This window comes from Rhodoferax sp. LB1P47 (genome assembly GCF_056521445.1).
On record NZ_JBWMAU010000004.1, the window covers coordinates 143,005 to 162,467 of the forward strand.

The 19,463-nt window shown below is 58.7% G+C and carries 18 protein-coding genes; 15 read left to right on the plus strand and 3 right to left on the minus strand.

The features are described 5' to 3' along the window. Positions 1-12: 12 nt before the first annotated feature. On the minus strand, positions 13-1,677 hold the full coding sequence (locus AC0969_RS07355; RefSeq protein ID WP_479623494.1) for an NAD+ synthase: 1,665 nt from the start codon (positions 1,675-1,677) through the stop codon (positions 13-15). Here AC0969_RS07355 and AC0969_RS07360 point away from each other — a divergent pair. Then, positions 1,676-2,929 carry a GNAT family N-acetyltransferase gene (locus AC0969_RS07360; RefSeq protein ID WP_479623495.1) on the plus strand — a complete coding sequence of 418 codons (1,254 nt, stop codon included), beginning with the start codon at positions 1,676-1,678 and terminating at the stop codon, positions 2,927-2,929. The genes AC0969_RS07355 and AC0969_RS07360 overlap by 2 nt on opposite strands. Here the strand turns inward: AC0969_RS07360 and AC0969_RS07365 are convergent. Next, positions 2,926-3,309 (minus strand): cupin domain-containing protein, encoded by a 384-nt coding sequence (locus tag AC0969_RS07365; RefSeq protein ID WP_479623496.1) that lies wholly within the window; start codon positions 3,307-3,309, stop codon positions 2,926-2,928. The two genes, AC0969_RS07360 and AC0969_RS07365, sit on opposite strands and share 4 nt — an antisense overlap. 60 nt (positions 3,310-3,369) lie before the next feature. Between AC0969_RS07365 and dapC the strand changes: the two genes are divergently transcribed. Genes dapC through AC0969_RS07400 form a run of 7 tightly spaced genes read left to right on the plus strand, consistent with a single transcriptional unit; the run spans position 3,370 to position 10,986 of the window. Further along, on the plus strand, positions 3,370-4,584 hold the full coding sequence (dapC, locus tag AC0969_RS07370; protein ID WP_479623497.1) for a succinyldiaminopimelate transaminase: 1,215 nt from the start codon (positions 3,370-3,372) through the stop codon (positions 4,582-4,584). A gap of 18 nt (positions 4,585-4,602) precedes the next feature. Further along, the gene (gene dapD / locus AC0969_RS07375; protein ID WP_479623498.1) at positions 4,603-5,427 is read left to right on the plus strand and encodes a 2,3,4,5-tetrahydropyridine-2,6-dicarboxylate N-succinyltransferase; all 825 of its coding nucleotides are present in this window, start codon (positions 4,603-4,605) and stop codon (positions 5,425-5,427) included. Between the two features lie 50 nt (positions 5,428-5,477). Continuing rightward, positions 5,478-6,632: a PilT/PilU family type 4a pilus ATPase gene (locus AC0969_RS07380; protein WP_479623499.1), complete on the plus strand. Its 1,155-nt coding sequence runs from the start codon at positions 5,478-5,480 to the stop codon at positions 6,630-6,632. 12 nt (positions 6,633-6,644) lie between these two features. Continuing rightward, a complete protein-coding gene (dapE, locus tag AC0969_RS07385; protein WP_479623500.1) occupies positions 6,645-7,838 on the plus strand; it encodes a succinyl-diaminopimelate desuccinylase in 1,194 nt (397 codons plus the stop codon). After that, positions 7,835-8,701, plus strand: coding sequence for a 50S ribosomal protein L3 N(5)-glutamine methyltransferase (gene prmB / locus AC0969_RS07390; protein ID WP_479623501.1), 867 nt, complete (start codon positions 7,835-7,837; stop codon positions 8,699-8,701). Before dapE ends, prmB begins: the two co-directional genes overlap by 4 nt. A 37-nt stretch (positions 8,702-8,738) precedes the next feature. Next, positions 8,739-10,682: an ABC-F family ATP-binding cassette domain-containing protein gene (locus AC0969_RS07395; protein ID WP_479623502.1), complete on the plus strand. Its 1,944-nt coding sequence runs from the start codon at positions 8,739-8,741 to the stop codon at positions 10,680-10,682. A gap of 52 nt (positions 10,683-10,734) precedes the next feature. Continuing rightward, complete coding sequence (locus tag AC0969_RS07400; RefSeq protein WP_479623503.1) at positions 10,735-10,986, plus strand: GlsB/YeaQ/YmgE family stress response membrane protein; 252 nt, start codon at positions 10,735-10,737, stop codon at positions 10,984-10,986. Positions 10,987-11,082: 96 nt separating this feature from the next. On the opposite strand, the gene AC0969_RS07405 is transcribed toward AC0969_RS07400, so the two are convergent. After that, on the minus strand, positions 11,083-12,420 hold the full coding sequence (locus tag AC0969_RS07405; RefSeq protein ID WP_479623608.1) for an MFS transporter: 1,338 nt from the start codon (positions 12,418-12,420) through the stop codon (positions 11,083-11,085). Positions 12,421-12,581: 161 nt separating this feature from the next. Here AC0969_RS07405 and cyoA point away from each other — a divergent pair, with 161 nt between their 5' ends. The 7 genes from cyoA to AC0969_RS07440 all read left to right on the plus strand — a co-directional run bounded on the left by cyoA (position 12,582) and on the right by AC0969_RS07440 (position 19,458). Next, positions 12,582-13,652 carry a ubiquinol oxidase subunit II gene (gene cyoA, locus AC0969_RS07410; RefSeq protein WP_479623609.1) on the plus strand — a complete coding sequence of 357 codons (1,071 nt, stop codon included), beginning with the start codon at positions 12,582-12,584 and terminating at the stop codon, positions 13,650-13,652. 87 nt (positions 13,653-13,739) lie between these two features. Next, entirely contained in the window at positions 13,740-15,743 is a 2,004-nt protein-coding gene (gene cyoB / locus AC0969_RS07415) for a cytochrome o ubiquinol oxidase subunit I (protein ID WP_479623504.1), read from the plus strand. Next, a complete protein-coding gene (gene cyoC, locus AC0969_RS07420) occupies positions 15,736-16,374 on the plus strand; it encodes a cytochrome o ubiquinol oxidase subunit III (protein ID WP_479623505.1) in 639 nt (212 codons plus the stop codon). Before cyoB ends, cyoC begins: the two co-directional genes overlap by 8 nt. Continuing rightward, positions 16,374-16,769 carry a cytochrome o ubiquinol oxidase subunit IV gene (cyoD, locus tag AC0969_RS07425; protein WP_479623506.1) on the plus strand — a complete coding sequence of 132 codons (396 nt, stop codon included), beginning with the start codon at positions 16,374-16,376 and terminating at the stop codon, positions 16,767-16,769. The genes cyoC and cyoD overlap by 1 nt, the downstream gene beginning before the upstream one ends. 74 nt (positions 16,770-16,843) lie before the next feature. Continuing rightward, positions 16,844-17,602: an SURF1 family protein gene (locus AC0969_RS07430; protein ID WP_479623507.1), complete on the plus strand. Its 759-nt coding sequence runs from the start codon at positions 16,844-16,846 to the stop codon at positions 17,600-17,602. Continuing rightward, positions 17,586-18,932, plus strand: coding sequence for an ATP-binding protein (locus AC0969_RS07435; protein WP_479623508.1), 1,347 nt, complete (start codon positions 17,586-17,588; stop codon positions 18,930-18,932). The genes AC0969_RS07430 and AC0969_RS07435 overlap by 17 nt, the downstream gene beginning before the upstream one ends. Further along, positions 18,913-19,458: a response regulator transcription factor gene (locus AC0969_RS07440; RefSeq protein WP_479623509.1), complete on the plus strand. Its 546-nt coding sequence runs from the start codon at positions 18,913-18,915 to the stop codon at positions 19,456-19,458. Before AC0969_RS07435 ends, AC0969_RS07440 begins: the two co-directional genes overlap by 20 nt. The last annotated feature ends 5 nt before the right edge of the window (positions 19,459-19,463 follow it).

The window sequence follows — 19,463 nt, forward strand, 5'->3', positions numbered from 1 at the left end:
GGTTTCTTGATTTCAAGCGCGGAATTTGCTCGTAATAGGATAGCGCCAATCTTTGCCAAAACTGCGGTGGGTTACCCGGATACCCACCGGCGACTGGCGGCGTTTGTACTCATTGATCTTGATCAGCCGGGTGACGCGCTCCACGTCGGCGGGCGCGAACCCGGCGGCGATGATCTCGTCCAGGCTTTGGTCGTTTTCCATGTAACGCTCCAAGATCGTATCCAACACCTCGTAGGGCGGCAGGCTGTCCTGGTCGGTCTGGTCGGCGCGCAGCTCGGCGCTGGGCGGGCGGGTGATGATGCGCTCGGGAATGGGGTTGCTGCCCGTGCCGTAGGGATCGTTTTCGTTGCGCCAGCGGGCCAGGGCGAACACCAGGGTTTTGGCCACGTCTTTGATCACCGCGAAGCCACCCGCCATATCGCCATACAGCGTGCAGTAGCCGGTGGCCATCTCGCTCTTGTTGCCGGTGGTGACCACGATGCTGCCAAACTTATTGCTCATGGCCATCAGCAGCGTGCCCCGGATGCGGGCCTGGATGTTTTCTTCGGTGGTGTCCTCGTCGCGGCCAATGAAATGCACCGCCAGCGAGGCCTTGAACGCCTCAAACTCCGGCAGGATGGAGATTTCGTCGTACTGCACGCCCACCCGGGCCGCCATGTCGCGCGCGTCAATCCACGAAATATCGGCCGTATAGGGCGACGGCATCATCACCGTGCGCACGCGCTCCTTGCCCAGCGCGTCCACCGCAATCGCCAGCACCAAGGCCGAGTCGATACCGCCTGACAGGCCCAGCAGCACGCCAGGGAAATGGTTTTTGCCCACGTAGTCGCGCAGGCCCAGCACCAGCGCGTCCCACAGGTCGGCGTGCAGGCTGCGCTCGGGCTCGATGCTTGCTATTAATTCAATAGCTGATTGCGCAGGTACTACCTGCACAAACAACAGATTTTCTTTAAAACTAGGGGCGCGGCCACTCAAAGTGCCGTCGGCATTCACGCAGAATGAGCCGCCGTCAAACACCACCTCGTCCTGCCCGCCCACGATGTGCGCATACACCAGCGGCAAGCCCACGGCGCGGGCGCGCTCGGCCATGCGATGGACGCGTTCACCCCCCTTGCCCATGTGGAAGGGCGAGGCGTTGATGACGGCCAGCAGCTCGGCACCATGGGCCTTTGCCAGCGCAGCGGGCTCGGTGAACCAGGCATCCTCGCAAATCAGCAGGCCCACCTGCACGCCCTCCACTGCAAACACGCACACGCCCTGACCCGGCGTGAAGTAGCGGCGCTCATCAAACACCTGGTAATTGGGCAGCTCGCGCTTGGCGTAGGTGGCGACCACCGCGCCCTCGCACAGCACGCTGGCGGCGTTGAAACGGTGTTGCACCGCCACCGACTTGCCCCGGTCGTCCCCGCCCTGCGGGTGGCCCACCACCACATGCAGGCCTTTTAACCCGGCCAGTTCGCGGGCCACTGTTTTCACGGCATCATCACAGGCAGCGGTGAAAGCCGGGCGCAGAAACAAATCTTCGGCAGCATAGCCGCAAATCGACAGCTCGGGGGTCAGCACCAGCCGGGCCCCGTCGGCATACGCGGTGCGGGCGGCGGTAATGATTTTTTGCGCATTGTCGGCCAAGTCACCGACGACAAAATTAAGCTGGGCAACACAGAGTTTGAGAGTCATGGAAACAAAAAATACAGTGGTGGCGGCAGGCCAAAATGGGGTGGAAGACAGCGCATCTGATTATGTCATTCGGGTACTCGACACCCCAGCGCAGATCACCGCCGCAGCCTGGAACGACCTGCTAGCCGTACAAGCCAATGCCAGCCCCTTCATGCGCCATGAATACCTGGCCGCCCTGCACGCCAGCGGCAGCGCCACACCGGCCACCGGCTGGACACTCCAGCTGGTCACCATCTGGCAAGGCGAGGTACTGCAAGCAGCCTGCGCGCTCTACCTCAAAACCCATTCCTACGGCGAATACGTGTTCGACTGGGCCTGGGCCAACGCCTACCAACAGCACGGCGTGCCCTACTACCCCAAGGCCGTGGTGGCAGCACCGTTCACCCCCGTACCCGGTGCGCGGCTACTGGCGCGGGATGCGGCCACCCGCAAACTGCTGGTGCAAGCCGTGGTGGCCTGGTGCGATGAACAAAATCTGTCGTCTCTGCACGTGCTGTTTGCCAACCCGGAAGACGTAACAGCCTGCGCCGACGCGGGCATGATGCTGCGCCACACAGTTCAATTCCACTGGACAAACACAGAAATCGGCTACCGCGACTTCGACGACTTTCTCGCCTCGATGGCCCCAGACAAACGCAAAAAAATCCGCCAAGAGCGCCGCAAAGTGGCCGATGCAGGCGTCACCTTCCGCCACGCCCAGGGCCGCGCCATCACACCGCAAGACTGGGACTTCTTCTACCGCTGCTACGAACGCACCTACCTGGAACACGGCAACGCCCCCTACCTGAGCCGCGACTTCTTTCAGCGCATGGCGGACACGATGCCGGAGCACTGGCTGCTGTTTGTGGCCGAACGCGAGGTGGACGGAGTCACAACCCCTATTGCTACTAGTTTGATAGCTATCAGCGCAGATACCACTTGCGCCAGCGGCCTAAAAGACTCTGAAAATCAGCCCCTGGTCGCCTATGGCCGCTACTGGGGCGCACTCGAACGCGTGGACTGCCTGCACTTCGAGGCCTGCTACTACCAGCCGCTAGCGTGGTGCATCCATCACGGCGTGGCCCGTTTCGAGGGCGGCGCGCAGGGTGAACACAAAATGGCCCGCGCCCTGCTCCCCGTCAAAACCACCAGCGCCCACTGGCTAGCGCACCCGGCGTTTGCGGATGCGGTGGAACGGTTTCTGGAGCGCGAGGGGGCAGGGATTGCGGGGTATATGGAGGATTTGGGGCGGAGGAGTCCGTTGAAAAACTAGCCCCGCACAAACATCGTCACCAGCGGCTCATCCCCCACCAGCCGACTCCGGTGCCCATGCACCAACGCATCAAACGTCGCCCCTGCTGGCAGCACATCCGCCGAATAAAAATGGTCGCCCGGCTTAAACACCCGGGCCGTGCCATCCTGCAAACCAATCTCCATCTGCCCGCCCAGAATTACCACCCACTGCGGGTCGGTGGTGCAGTGAAAGGTACTGGCAAAGCCTACTGGGCTGTGCCGTAACTGGAAGCCACCGCTGGCTTGCAGGGCGCTGAGTTGGGAGGTGGGCTTGCCCTCAGTCAGTGGAACCAGCTCGTCGCGGAACTTGGCGATGCCGTCGGTATCGGTAAAAAGGACTACTTTGGTGAAATCGGTCATGGCAAGTTTCGGTAATTGTGTGGTGGGGATGATAAGTGGCTGCAACGATAATCCCACCCCATGAATCCCTTGCTCTCCACCCTGCAGCCCTACCCGTTTGAGCGGCTGAAGCAGCTTTTTGCAGCCGTTACCCCCAACCTCGCCTACCGCGCCATCAGCCTGGGCATTGGCGAACCCAAGCACGCCACGCCCGCATTTATCGAGCAGGCGATGCTGGCGGGCATTAAAGGTTTGTCCGGCTACCCGGCGACGGGCGGCGAACCGGCTTTGCGCACGGCGATGGCGCTGTGGGTTCAGCGCCGCTACGGGTTGGAGCTGAACCCGGCCACCCAGATCCTGCCCGTCAACGGTTCGCGTGAAGCCTTGTTTGCGTTTGCCCAGACCGTCATCGACCCGGCCCAGCCGGGGGCCACCGTGGTGTCTCCGAATCCGTTCTACCAAATCTACGAAGGCGCGGCGCTGCTGGCCGGGGCCACGCCCTACTACGCGCCGAGCGACCCGGCGCGCAACTTCGCGGTGGACTGGGACAGCGTGCCTCTTGACGTGTGGGCGCGTACGCAGCTGCTATTTGTTTGCTCGCCCGGCAACCCGACTGGCGCAGTAATGCCTTTGAGCGAATGGCAAAAACTGTTCGAGCTGAGCGACCGCTACGGCTTTGTGATTGCCTCTGACGAGTGCTACAGCGAGATTTACTTCCGCGATGAACCTCCGCTGGGCGGGCTGGAAGCGGCTGCAAAACTAGGCCGCCATGACTTCAAGAATCTGATTGCCTTCACCAGCCTGTCCAAGCGCAGCAATGTGCCCGGACTGCGCAGCGGCTTTGTGGCGGGCGACGCAGCACTCATCAAGCCGTTTTTGCTCTACCGCACCTACCACGGTAGCGCGATGGGGCCGGTGGTGCAGTCGGCCAGCATGGCGGCGTGGAACGACGAAGCCCATGTGGTGGAGAACCGCGCCCTGTACCGCAGCAAATTTGCCCAGGTCACGCCGATGCTGGCCGAGGTGATGGATGTGGCCCTGCCCGATGCCGGTTTTTACCTGTGGGCGCAAGTGCCCGGCCCGGCCACTGTGGACGGCTTGGACAGCGATGTCGCCTTCGCCCGCGACCTGCTGGCTACTTACAATGTGACCGTGCTGCCCGGCAGCTACCTGGCCCGCGAAGCGCATGGCCTGAACCCGGGCCGCCAGCGCATCCGCATGGCCCTGGTGGCAGAGACCGCAGAGTGTGTCGAAGCCGCCGAACGCATCCGCCAATTCATTAAATCCCGTAACTGAAGAAACGCCCAAATTACCATGACACAACAACTCCAAACCACCATCGAAGCCGCCTGGGAAGACCGCGCCAACCTGTCCCCCACCGCCGCCAGCGCCGAAGTGCGCGATGCCGTGGAACACGTGCTGAATGAGCTCGACAACGGCCGCCTGCGCGTAGCCACCCGCGAAGCCGTGGGCCAGTGGACGGTGCACCAGTGGATCAAGAAGGCTGTGCTGTTGTCGTTCCGCCTGAAGGACAACGAAATCATCCAGGCCGGCTCACTCGGTTTCTACGACAAAGTGCCGACCAAGTTTGCCCACCTGAGCGCCGAAGAAATGAAGGCCACCGGCGTGCGCGTGGTGCCGCCCGCCGTGGCCCGCCGTGGCAGCTTCATCGCCAAGGGTGCGGTGCTGATGCCGTCGTACGTGAACATCGGCGCCTATGTAGGTGAAGGCACGATGGTCGATACCTGGGCCACCGTGGGTTCGTGCGCACAGATCGGCAAGAACGTGCATTTGAGCGGCGGCGTGGGCATTGGCGGCGTGCTGGAACCCCTGCAAGCGGGCCCCACCATCATCGAAGACAACTGCTTTGTGGGCGCGCGCTCCGAAGTGGTAGAAGGCGTGATCGTCGAAGAAAATTCGGTCATCTCGATGGGCGTGTACATAGGCCAGAGCACCCCGATTTACGACCGTGCCACCGATACCGTGACCTATGGCCGCATTCCCTCGGGTTCGGTGGTCATCAGCGGCACGTTGCCGAAAGATGGCGGCAAGTACAGCCTGTACGCAGCCATCATCGTGAAGCGGGTGGATGCGCAAACGCGCTCCAAGACCAGCCTGAACGACCTCTTGCGCGATTAAGACGCGATTGATACGCGACTAATCTAGCCCCACACATTCGGAGGTAAGCCATGAGCACTATGGAACGCATCCTGCGGTTAATGCAGGAGAAAAAAGCCTCCGATGTTTATCTGTCGGCCAACGCGCCAGCGCTGATCCGCATCAACGGCCTGTGCGTGCCGGTAAACAGCCAATTGTTGCAGTTTGATGCCCCGCGCACGCTGTTGGGCGAAATTGTGCCGCCCGAACGCATGGCCGAACTGGATGCCCACGGTGAGCTGAACATGGCGGTGTCCGTGCCCGGGGTGGGGCGTTTTCGGATCAGCGCCATGCGCCAGCGCGGCAGTATGTCGGTGGTGGTGCGCTACATCAACGTCGAAGTACCGCTGCTCAGCAGCCTCAAGGTGCCCGCCATTCTGGGCGACCTGGTGATGCAAAAACGCGGCCTGCTGCTGATGGTGGGCTCCACTGGCGCGGGTAAAACCACCACCCAGGCGGCGATGATCGACCACCGCAACCAGCGCGCGGGTGGCCACATCCTGACCATCGAAGACCCGATCGAGTACCTGTTTAAGAACAAGCGCTCTATCGTCAACCAGCGCGAAATCGGCTCGGACACGGCATCGCTCGAAGTGGCCCTGAAAAATGCGCTGCGGCAGGCCCCCGATGTCATCCTGATCGGTGAAATCCGCGACCGCGAAACCATGTCGGCGGCCATCGCCTACGCGCAGACCGGCCATTTGTGCATGGCTACGCTGCACGCCAACAACTCCTACCAAGCGCTGAACCGCATCGTCAACTTCTATCCCGTTGAAGTGCGTGCCACCATGCTGGCCGACCTGTCGATGGCCTTGAACGCCATCGTCTCGCAACGTCTGCTGCGTACCCCATCTGGCGAGCGTGTGCCCGCTGTAGAGGTCATGCTCAATACCCTGCTGATTTCCGACATGATCGAAAAAGGGGACATTGGCGGCGTGAAGGAGGCCATGGAAAAGTCCACCGCCGAGGGCGCGCAAACCTTCGAAGGCGACATCGCACGCTTGATTACCGAAGGCACCATCGACCGCAAGGAAGGCCTGGCCAACGCCGATTCGGCCACCAACCTGATGTGGCGGCTGCAAAACGACTTTGTCCGCGCCAGCCAGAAAACCGAAGTCGATGTGCGACAAGCCGAGGCCGACGACGAGCCAACGTTTACCGACTTCACGCTGGATGTACGCTCCTAACTACCAACCTCTATGTCCCAGACCCTGTATTTGGCTGAACAACTGATTGCCCAGCCCTCCGTCACGCCCGATGATGCGCAATGCCAGCAACTGATTACTGAGAGGCTGGCACCGCTGGGCTTTGCGTTTGAAACCATCGTCAGCGGACCCGAGAACTTCCGGGTCACCAATCTGTGGGCCATCCGACACAGCACTTACAAGGGTTTTAGGCCTCTAGCGCAGGTAGCACCTGCACAGGCAGCTATTAAAACAATAGTATTCGCAGGCCATACCGATGTGGTGCCCACCGGCCCGCTGGCGCAGTGGAGCAGCGACCCGTTCACCCCCACGCACCGCGACGGCCGCCTGTATGGCCGGGGCGCGAGCGACATGAAAACCTCCATCGCCGCCTTCGTCGTGGCGGTAGAAGAGTTTGTGGCGGCCCAGCCCGACGCCCCGCTGTCCATCGCCCTGCTGCTGACCAGCGACGAAGAAGGCCCCTCGGTCGATGGCACGGTGGTGGTCTGCCGGCTGCTGCAAGAGCGCGGCGTGCAGATCGACTACTGCATCGTCGGCGAACCCACAGCGGTGGAGCGTACTGGCGACATGGTGAAAAACGGCCGGCGCGGCAGCATGAGCGGCAAGCTCACCGTGCGCGGCGTGCAGGGCCACATCGCCTACCCGCAACTGGCCCAAAATCCCATCCACCTGGCCATGCCCGCCCTGGCCGAGCTGGTGGCCACGCAATGGGACGGCGGCAACGCCTTCTTCCAGCCCACCAGCTGGCAAATGAGCAACATCCACGCGGGCACCGGGGCCAATAACGTCATTCCTGGCACGGTGGTGGTGGATTTCAACTTCCGCTTCTGCACCGAATCTACGCCCGACGGCCTGCAACGCCGCGTGCACGAGGTGCTGGACCGCCACGGCCTGGGCTACGACATCGCCTGGACCATCGGCGGCCTGCCGTTTCTGACCACGCCCGGCACGCTGGTGGATGCGGTGCGCAGCGCCATCCTGGCCGAGACCGGCATCGCTACCGAGCTGTCCACTACTGGCGGCACTAGCGACGCACGCTTTATGGCCCAGATCTGCCCGCAGGTGATCGAATGCGGGCCGCCCAACGCCAGCATCCACAAAATCGACGAACACATTGCCGTGGCCGACATCGAGCCGCTGAAAAACATCTACCGCCGCACCCTGGAAATTTTGTCCTGCCAGCTATGAACGTACTCACCCTCATCGAACAATCCGCCGCCCAGCTGGAGGCCGCAGGCGTGTCCTTCGGCCACGGCACCACCAACGCATTTGACGAGGCCGCCTGGCTGGTGATGTGGAAACTGGGTCTGCCGCTGGACGACCTGGATTCAGTAGAAAATCAGCCTGTAGCGCAGGATAGACAAGCGCAGGTAGCTACACTTTTGGAAGCACGCATCCTGAGCCGCAAGCCTGCCGCCTACCTCACGCAAGAGGCCTGGTTGCAAGGTGTGGCGTTTTACGTGGACGAGCGCGCCATCGTGCCGCGCAGCTTCATCGCAGAGCTGCTGGTGGACGGCGGCATCGACTACTGGTTGCTAGAGACTACCCACCGCGTGCTCGATCTGTGCACCGGCAACGGTAGCCTGGCTGTGCTGGCGGCGATGGTCTACCCCGATGTGCAGGTGACAGCCGCCGACATCAGCCCCGATGCCCTGGCCGTAGCCCGCATCAACGTGGACAAACACAGCCTGCAAGAGCGCATTACCCTGGTGGAATCAGACGGGTTGGCCCAGCTGGACGGCCCGTTTGACCTAGTGCTGTGCAACCCGCCCTACGTCAACAGCCAGAGCATGGCCGCCCTGCCTGCCGAATACCAGGCCGAACCCGCACTGGCGCTGGAGGGCGGGAAAGACGGTATGGACTTTGTCCGAAAACTGCTGCAAGAGGTTTCTGCGAAAATGGCCCCTCTCGCGGTGCTGGTTCTGGAAATCGGCAACGAGCGCGAACACTTCGAAGCCGCCTTCCCAGCGCTCGAAGTCGTGTGGCTAGACACCAGCGCAGGCGAAGACCAGGTGTTACTCGTAACACGCGAAGCGCTAAACCTCCTTTAATTTTTTCGATCACCGCATCGTGGTGATCCCGTTCACCATGATCACCCTTAAAAACGTAGTTCTGCGCCGCAGCGCCAAGGTGCTGTTAGACAGCGCCAATGTCACCATCAACCCCGGCGAAAAAGTCGGCCTGGTGGGCCGCAATGGCGCGGGCAAATCCACCCTATTTGCACTGCTCAACGGCACGCTGCACGAAGATGGTGGCGATTTCTACGTGCCATCGCAGTGGCGCCTGGCCCAGGTCGCCCAGGACATGCCGGAAACCGAGCAAAGCGCCACCGAATTCGTGATCGAGGGCGACACCAACCTGCTGGCAGCCCAGCAGGAAGTCACCGCATCCGAGCTGACCGACGACGGCGAGCGCATGGCCAACGCCTACATGGCGCTGTATGACGCGGGTTCTGGCGACGCGCAGGCGCGGGCGCAGGCGCTGATCTTGGGCCTGGGTTTCAAAACCACCGAACTGGACAACCCGGTCAACAGCTTCTCTGGCGGCTGGCGCATGCGCCTGCAACTGGCGCGTGCGCTGATGTGCCCGTCCGACCTGATGCTGCTCGACGAGCCGACCAACCACTTGGACTTGGACGCTTTGGTGTGGCTGGAAGCCTGGCTCAAGCGCTACACCGGCACCATGCTGGTGATCAGCCATGACCGCGAATTCCTGGATGCCATCACCGACGTGACGGTGCACATTGAAACCGCCAAGCTGAACCGCTACGGCGGCAACTACACCAAGTTTGAAGACATGCGCGCCGAGAAGATGGAACAGCAGTCGGCATCGTTTAGCAAGCAGCAGGACAAGATCGCCCATTTGCAGAAGTTCATCTCCCGCTTCAAGGCGCAGGCCAGCAAGGCCAAGCAGGCTCAAAGCCGGGTTAAAGCGCTGGACCGCATGGAAAAGATTGCGCCGCTGCTGGCCGAGGCCGACTTCACTTTCGAATTCAAAGAACCCGCCAACCTGCCCAACCCCATGCTGTCGATGTCGGATGCCACCTTTGGCTACCCGGCCCCCGCCGATGCGCCCGAGGGCACCGGCCCCACGGTCATCGTGCAAAAGGTCAATAAATCGGTGCTGGCAGGCCAGCGCATCGGCATTCTGGGTGCCAACGGCCAGGGTAAATCAACCCTGGTGAAGACGGTCGCCCGTGCCCTCACGCCTATCCACGGCGAAATCCTGGAAGGTAAGGGCCTCAATATTGGCTACTTTGCCCAGCAAGAACTCGACGTGCTGCGCCCCGCCGACACCCCGCTGGAGCACATGATCCGGCTGGTCAGGGAAACCACAGCAGCGGGGAAACTGGCTGGCCAAGGCACGCGCGAGCAAGATCTGCGCAGCTTTTTGGGCACCTTCAATTTCAGCGGCGACATGGTCAAACAGGCCGTGGGCAGCATGAGCGGCGGCGAAAAAGCCCGCCTGGTGCTGTGCATGATCGTCTGGCAACGCCCCAACCTGCTGCTGCTGGATGAGCCCACCAACCACCTGGACTTGGCCACCCGCGAAGCCCTGGCGATGGCGCTCAACGAATTTGAAGGCACCGTGATGCTGGTCAGCCATGACCGCGCCCTGCTGCGTGCCGTGTGCGACGAGTTTTGGATGGTGTCGCGCGGCGGTGTCGAGCCCTTCGACGGCGACCTCGACGACTACCAGCGCTACCTGCTGGACGAAGCCAAGCGCATGCGCGAAGAGCTGAAAGATGCAGGTAAAGCTGCCGCATCAGCGCCAGCACCCGTGGCGGCCCCCACCCTCGTCTTTAACACCAAGGCATTGCAGCGCGACCTGGACAAAATCGATGTAGAGATGGCCGCCTTGCAATTGGAAAAAGACGGTCTGGACGAAAAATTGGCTGCGGCCAAAAATCCGTTTGAGATTGGCCAGGCGGGCAAACGGCTCAAAAAAGTCATCGCCGACATGGCTGCGCTAGAAGTGCGCTGGATAGCGCTGTCAGAGCAGTTGGAATCTACCAGCGCCATGGCCAGTTAATTTCGCCCGGGTACAGTAAGCCTTCAGACAACTTTTGTATTCGGAGGTTTTTATGTTTTCTTGGATTGGCACCGTCATCGTCGGTTTGATCGTTGGCTTGATTGCCCGGGCGGTGAAGCCCGGTGACGACAAACTCGGCCTCATCATGACGGCCATTTTGGGCATTGCTGGCTCTTTGGGTGCCAGCTTTGTGGGCGAAAAAATGGGCTGGTATGCGCCCGGCGCACCGGCTGGCTGGATTGCCTCGGTGGTGGGTTCCGTGGTCTTGCTGGTGGTCTACGGCATGCTCGCCAAGAAGCCATAAAACACAGTCTTCAACACGCAAAAAAGGGGCTTACACCACATGGGTGTAAGCCCCTTTTTTGTATGGGTCAAAGTGCTGCGTGTGCGAACCGCTCACTCAGTCACGCAGTTCCAAAGCCCGGTTCAGTCGCAGTGCGGCCAAGGTGCAAATAGCACCGGAGAGTAGGTAGATGCTGACATAAGCCAAGCCAAAATAGGCCGACAGCCCAAGCGCCACCAGCGGCGCAAACGCAGCGCCAATCAACCACGCCAGATCCGATGTCAAAGCGGCACCGGTGTAACGGTACTGGGAGTCGAAGTTTGCGCTCACGGCACCCGCAGCTTGGCCGTAAGACAAGCCCAGTAAAGCAAAACCCACCAGAATGAAAATATTCTGGTGGAAGGGCCCGCCATCCAGCAGCATGGGCGCAAAGAGGCTAAAAATACCGATTAACACCGCCAACGTACCAAGCGTGTTACGCCGACCCACGTGGTCTGCAATCACACCCGAAGCAATGATGCCCAGCATGGCAATTGCCGCACCAATAATTTGAACGAGCAACACGTCATTCACCGGTTGCGTGGCGTACAAGGTGATCCAGGACAACGGAAACACCGTCACCAAATGGAACAAGGCGTAACTGGCCAGCGCAGCAAAAGCACCAATGAACAGGTTGCCGCCCTGTGCCTTGACCAGCTTGCCTACCGGGCTGGGCTCCAGCTTGTGCTCATTCAGCAGGTTTTCATATTCGTCGGTCACAACCAAGCGCAGTCGCGCAAAAAGCGCTACCACGTTGATCGCAAAAGCCACATAAAACGGATAGCGCCAGCCCCAATCCATGAAGTCCACCGGCCACAGATTGGAATGCAGAAACAAGAACAATCCGCTAGCCACAATAAACCCGAGTGGGGCCCCGAGCTGGGGAATCATGGCGTACCAGCCACGGCGATTCTTGGGGGCATTCAGCGCCAGAAGCGATGGCAAGCCATCCCATGATCCACCGAGCGCAATGCCTTGCATAAAACGCAAGACTGACAACAACACGATAGACGTAACACCCAAGCTGGCATAGCCAGGCAAGAAGGCAATACAGACAGTTGAAATGCCCAATAAAAACAAGGAGCCCGTTAGCTTGGCCCCTCGCCCCCAGCGGCTCTGGATGGCCATGAAAGCAACCGTGCCGATGGGCCGCGCAATAAAGGCTAACGAGAAAATCACAAAGGACCACAACGTACCGTCCAGGCGGCTGGCAAACGGGAAAAATATCTCGGGAAACACCAGCACCGAGGCAATCCCATAGACGAAATAGTCGAAGTACTCGGACGCACGGCCAATGATCACACCGATGGCGATTTCGCCAGGCGCAATTTTGGAGTGGTCGGCGACAGAAGACCTCGCATCCCGCTCAAAAGTGGGCGGTGCAACAGCGGTGTGTTCATGATTAATGCTGGACATCGTGCGTACTCGTGATTCGGAGGTTGTAATATACATAGAGATGCTGCTGAGCCATACATCTAAGAGAATGATGCCATAGGACAAAACGTCCTAGGTGCGCCGTCCATGATTTAACGTAAATTTCATACACTATGCGATCACGTAACCTCACAATGTTCGGCATGCTCTCCTTCAAAAAATTCCGTGGATTGCTCCTGTTTCCTGCCATCGCTGTGCTGACTGGCTGTAATGCAGTTCTGCTAAATCCATCCGGCGATGTGGCCATGCAACAGCGCGATCTGATCATCGTATCCACTATCCTCATGCTGCTGATCATCGTCCCGGTGATTGCGTTGACTCTGTGGTTTGCATGGCACTACCGCAAATCCAACACGACCGCCACTTACGACCCAGAGTGGCACCATTCCACGCAGCTTGAGCTGGTCATTTGGGCCGCTCCGTTGTTGATCATCATTGCATTGGGTGCCATCACCTGGATCAGCACGCACACCCTCGACCCTTACCGCCCCCTACAGCGCATAGATGCCAACCGAGATGTCATCCCTGGCACCAAGCCGATGGTCGTTGAGGTGGTTGCTCTGGACTGGAAATGGCTGTTCATTTACCCAGAACTTGGCGTCGCAACCGTCAATGAATTGGTGGCGCCTGTTGATCGGCCTATCTTGTTCAAAATCACCGCATCAACGGTCATGAATTCATTTTTCATTCCTGCGTTGGCAGGGCAAATTTACGCAATGCCTGGCATGGAAACCAAGTTGAACGCTGTGATAAACAAAGCGGGCGAATATGACGGCATATCGGCCAATTACAGTGGTGCGGGGTTCTCTGGCATGCGCTTTAAATTCCACGGTATGGGTACTGAAAAATTTAACGAATGGGCCAAGGCAACCAAATCCGGTGGCGGTGAACTGAACCGTGATAGCTATACCCAGTTAGCGCAACCCAGTGAACGCAACCCTGTACAGCGCTATGCAACCGTTGCGCCCGATCTGTATGACGCAATTTTGAACCGCTGCGTCGAGAGCAACCGCATGTGCATGAAAGACATGATGGCGATCGATTCTGGTGGCGGGCAAGGAAAAATTGGGACCTACAACATCGCCTCTCTGGATGCCGCAACGCGCAAACGTCTCGGCATAGACAGCGCACCCGCACGCACCTATGTGGGTGCAATGTGTACCGTGGGCAATCCTACTGGCGCTGTCCTTGAACCCAGTGTTCAGCCCATTTAAATTTTTGGTCAAACAAGCCTTTTACTCCGCGCCGCTTACTACGGCATTTCGGCCTTAGCCGTACTATTTTTGGCATCCGGAATAACGATGTTCGACAACCTCGATCTTACGAAACTCATTTTTGGCCGTCTCACCTGGGACGCGATTCCATTCCATGAACCCATTTTGTTGGCTACTTTTGCAGCCGTCGTACTGGGTGGTATTGCCGTACTTGGCGCACTAACCTACTTCAAACTGTGGGGCTATCTGTGGAGTGAATGGTTCACCAGCATTGACCATAAAAAAATCGGCATCATGTACATGATTCTTGGGATCGTGATGCTGCTGCGCGGCTTTGCCGATGCCATCATGATGCGCCTACAGCAGGCTCTATCGTTTGGGGACTCCAACGGGTTTTTGCCCCCCCACCACTACGACCAAGTGTTCACGGCCCATGGCGTGATCATGATTTTCTTCGTAGCGATGCCATTTATCACCGGATTCATGAACTATCTGGTACCGCTGCAAATCGGTGCCCGCGATGTCGCATTTCCATTCCTCAATAACTTTAGTTTTTGGATGACCACGGGTGGCGCGGTTTTGACTATGGCATCCCTGTTTGTGGGCGAATACGCCCGCACAGGCTGGTTGGCCTACCCTCCGCTCTCGGGCATCTTGTACAGCCCCGACCCGGGTGTGGACTACTACATCTGGTCGCTGCAAATCGCCGGTGTGGGTACCTTGTTATCCGGCATTAACCTGCTGGCCACCATCATCAAAATGCGTGCTCCTGGCATGGGTTTGATGAAGATGCCCATCTTCGTATGGACATCACTGTGTGCCAATGTGCTGATCGTCATGGCCTTCCCCGTATTGACGGCAGTCTTGGGACTTTTGTCGATGGACCGCTATGTAGGAACCAACTTCTTCACCAATGATTTCGGCGGCAACGCCATGATGTATGTGAACCTGATCTGGATCTGGGGACACCCCGAGGTCTACATCTTGATCTTGCCCTTGTTTGGTGTGTATTCCGAGGTGGTTGCCACCTTCTGTAGCAAGCGCCTGTTTGGCTATGCATCAATGGTCTACGCCACCATCGTGATCACCATCCTCTCTTACCTGGTTTGGTTGCACCACTTCTTTACGATGGGTTCAGGGGCCAGCGTTAACTCGTTTTTCGGCATCACCACCATGATTATTTCGATCCCGACAGGAGCGAAAATTTTCAACTGGCTGTTCACAATGTACCGGGGCCGCATTCGGTTTGACGTGCCCATGCTCTGGACGATGGGCTTCATGGTCACCTTCACGATTGGCGGAATGACGGGTGTGCTGCTTGCCGTACCGCCCGCTGACTTTGTATTGCACAACAGCCTGTTTTTGATTGCGCACTTCCACAATGTGATTATTGGTGGTGTGGTATTCGGTGTCTTTGCGGGTATTAACTTCTGGTTTCCCAAAGCCTTTGGCTACAAACTGGATCCGTTCTGGGGCAAATGCTCATTCTGGTTCTGGTGCATCGGCTTTTACTTCGCCTTTATGCCGCTCTACGTTCTGGGCCTGATGGGCGTAACCCGTCGGGTAAGCCACTTCGAAGACCAATCTCTGCAAATCTGGTTCCAGATTGCCGCCTTTGGTGCGCTATTGATTGCGCTTGGTATTGGCAGCTTCTTGGTGCAACTTGTGGTGAGCTACAAGCGCCGAGAATCCTTGCGTGATACCACCGGGGATCCATGGGGAGGCCGCACACTGGAATGGTCTACGTCATCGCCTCCACCGGCGTACAACTTTGCATTTACGCCCCGCGTCCATGACCTTGATGCGTGGTGGGATATGAAAAAACGCGGCTATGTGCGCCCGACTACAGGCTTCATCCCGATCCACATGCCCAAAAATACGGCGGCAGGTATTGTGATTGCCGGTATCAGTACCGCTCTTGGATTCGCGTTGATCTGGCACATGTGGTTGCTGGCAGGCATCTCTTTTGTCGCCTTGCTGGTTGCCTGTATTGCCCATACCTTTAACTACAAACGCGATTTCCACATTCCCGTCAACGAAGTCGTTGGGATTGAGAATGCCCGCACCCAACTGCTCGCCAGCCATGTCTGAAATGACCGCCAACACATCCCACGGTACAGCTAACGTACCTAGCAATCTGCAGTTCTTTGAGCCCACTGAGCAGCACACTGAAAACGGCACTCTGCTCGGTTTTTGGCTGTATTTAATGAGCGATTGCCTCATTTTTGCATGCTTGTTTGCGGTGTATGCGGTGGTGGGCCGCAACTACGCAGCCGGGCCGTCAGGTGCGGATTTATTCGATCTGCCCTTAGTGGCATTGAACACCTCGATGCTGCTGCTGTCCTCCATTACCTATGGCTTCGCGATGCTGGAAATGCAAAGAAATCGCCTGAAACCCACTATGGCGTGGTTGATGGTGACCGGCCTTTTGGGCGCTGTATTTATTGGTTTGGAACTGTACGAATTCGCGCATCTGATCCATGAAGGCGCGGGCCCTCAGCGCAGCGCATTCTTGTCCGCCTTCTTTACCCTGGTGGGCACGCACGGCTTGCACGTCATGTTTGGCATCATCTGGCTCATTACCCTGCTGTTCCAGCTCGGTAAGCATGGACTCATTCCTGAGAATCGCCGTCGCCTGATGTGCCTGTCCATGTTTTGGCACTTCTTGGACGTGGTCTGGATTGGTGTTTTCACCTTTGTATATTTGATGGGAGTTCTGTGATGAGCGCAAATACCGACAACCACCACCATACCGGCCACGATGACCACGGCCATGGCGATTCAGGCGGCCACAGCACCCTCAAAGGTTATGTCACCGGCTTCGTGCTGGCGGTGGTATTGACCGTCATTCCCTTCTGGCTGGTTATGGCAAAGGTGTTTGACAAACCCAACGTGACGGCTATCGTGATTTTGGCCATCGCCGGTGTACAGATCGTTGTGCACATGGTGTATTTTTTGCACATGACCAGCAAGCTGGAAGGTGGCTGGTCGCTACTGGCGCTGCTCTTCACGGTCATGCTGCTGGTGATTATGTTGGCGGGTTCTATCTGGGTGATGTACCACCTGAATGCCAACATGATGCCGGTGTCGGCCCATGACATGAAGAACATGCCTTGACATCCTCGGTACGCAAAACCACTAAAACACAGACAGGCCCACAGCATGTGGGCCTTTTACTTGTGGTTGCCGCATTGGCGTTCACCCTATTTGCGGCATTAGGCATCTGGCAAATAGAGCGCCGCACATGGAAGCTGGATCTGATGGCCCGTGTGGACCAGCGGGCGCATGCCGACGCCGTGGCGGCACCCGGCGTTCCACAATGGCCGCAGCTCAATGCCGCCAAAGATGAATACCGGCGCATCCGCATCACAGGGGCATTTACCGCCACGCCAGACACCTTGGTGCAGGCCGTTACAGAACGGGGCAGTGGCTTCTGGGTCCTGTCGCCGCTGCGTTTAGCCGATGGCAGCATCGTGATGGTGAATCGCGGCTTTGTACCGCCTGAAGCGGTCAACCAGATCGCAGCCGCCCCTACTGCGGCCAACCGCACATCCACCGTCACCGTCACCGTCACCGTCACCGGACTGTTGCGCATGACGCAGCCAGATGGTGCTTTTTTACGCAAGAACGACCCCACGAACCGCCGCTGGTATTCCCGCGATGTGCAAGCCATCGCAGCAGCCCACGGTTTGGGCCGGGTCGCCCCCTATTTCGTCGATGCAGATGCGTCGTCAATACTTGCCGCCGAACCCGCTACCGGCAATGCACAGATTACCCCCGTAGGCGGCTTAACCGTGATTGCGTTTCATAACAACCACTGGGTGTATGCATTCACCTGGTTCACACTGGCTGCGATGGTGGCAGCGGCAACCGGGTATTTTTCAGGTGTAACGCGATGGGGACGGCGTAACCCAGCAAACAAGGACGCTGTTGATGGCAGCGACAACTAACGTGCCGAATCCCCCTGCGGCCAGCAGCAGCACGGTGCGCCCGGAGATAGAAACCGACAGCAAGAACATGCTGCAGTTGGTCCAGTTGCGGTGGATTGCCGTGTGCGGGCAAATTGCCACGATTTTGATCGTGCACTTTGGCTTCGGCATCCACCTACCCCTGGAGCCGATGCTGGTACTCGTGGGCTGCCTAGCCCTGTTCAATGCGGCCAGTTTTTTGCGCGCAAAAATCTACCATGCGGTCAGCAACAACGAGCTGTTCCTTGCACTGCTGGTCGATGTAGGCATGCTGACGGCCCAGCTCTACCTCAGCGGTGGCGCCACCAACCCGTTCACGTTTCTCTACCTATTGCAGGTCACGCTCAGTGCGGTGCTTCTCAAAGCGTGGTCCACCTGGAGCATGGTGGCGATAACGGCCACCTGCCTGGCGGGCCTTGTGCTCTTTGGTGAACCACTGGATTTACCGCTCGACCATAGCCGTGGCCTGCACAGCCCCTATATCCAGGGCATGCTGATCTGCTTCGTACTCAATGCGGCGTTGCTGGTTATTTTTATCACCCGTATCAGCCGTAACCTGCGCGAGCGTGATGGGCATCTGGCCGACTTGCGCCAACGTGCCGCAGAAGAGGAGCACATCGTCCGCATCGGTTTGTTGGCATCGGGTGCGGCACACGAACTGGGCACCCCATTGGCCACCTTGGCGGTCATTCTGGGCGACTGGAAGCACATGCGGCCTTTCACCAAATACCCAGAGCTCTTGCAAGAAATCGATGAAATGCAAGCCCAGGTGCTGCGCTGCAAAGCCATCGTCAGCAACACACTGCTGTCGGCGGGCGAAACCCGGGGCGAATTCTCCATAAAAACCACGGTGAGCCGGTTCCTGGATGATCTGGCCGAAGAATGGCGTGCCACCCGCCCGGTCTATGCATTTGACTATGCCAATGATTTTGGCCAAGATCTCCCTATGGTGTCCGATCTGGCGCTCAAACAAATGGTCTACAACGTACTGGACAACGCACTGGATGCATCCCCGAACTGGCTGCGCCTGGACGCGCACCGCGATACCGATGCCCTGCGCCTGACCATTACCGACGAAGGCCCCGGTTTCGCGCCCTCCATGCTGCGGCATTTTGGCAAGCCATTCCAGTCCAGCAAAGGGCGAACGGGCGGTGGGCTTGGGCTGTTTCTGGTTCTCAACGTGGCCCGGACATTAGGCGGCAATGTGACCGCCAGCAACCGCCCGCAAGGCGGGGCCATAGTCACCATCTCTCTGCCGCTGGCGGCCATCACGGTAGGCGAAGGTACAGCGTATGCCCATTCAAACCCCTGAGCGCCTGCTGCTCATCGTTGAAGACGATGCCGCCTTTGCCCGCACCCTGGGCCGTTCATTTGAGCGCCGGGGCTATACCGTCATGCTGGCCACCAACCTGGAGGCCGTGGCCATACTGCTACACCACCGCAACCCCGACTACGCCGTGGTAGACCTGAAGTTAAACGGCCATGCCACCGGACTGGCCTGCGTGCAAGCACTTAATCAGCACAACCCCAACATGGTGATCGTTGTGCTCACGGGTTTTGCCAGCATCGCCACCGCAGTAGAGTCCATCAAACTCGGTGCCTGCCACTACCTTGCCAAGCCCTCCAACACAGACGACATTGAGGCCGCTTTTGGACGCACGACCGGCAACGTAGAAGTGCAACTCACCAACCGCTCCACATCCATCAAAACCCTGGAGTGGGAGCGCATCCACGAAATGCTGGCAGAAACCGGTTTTAATATTTCAGAAACCGCACGGCGGCTAGGCATGCACCGCCGCACGCTGGCGCGCAAGCTGGACAAGCAACAGGTGAAGTAGCCGCA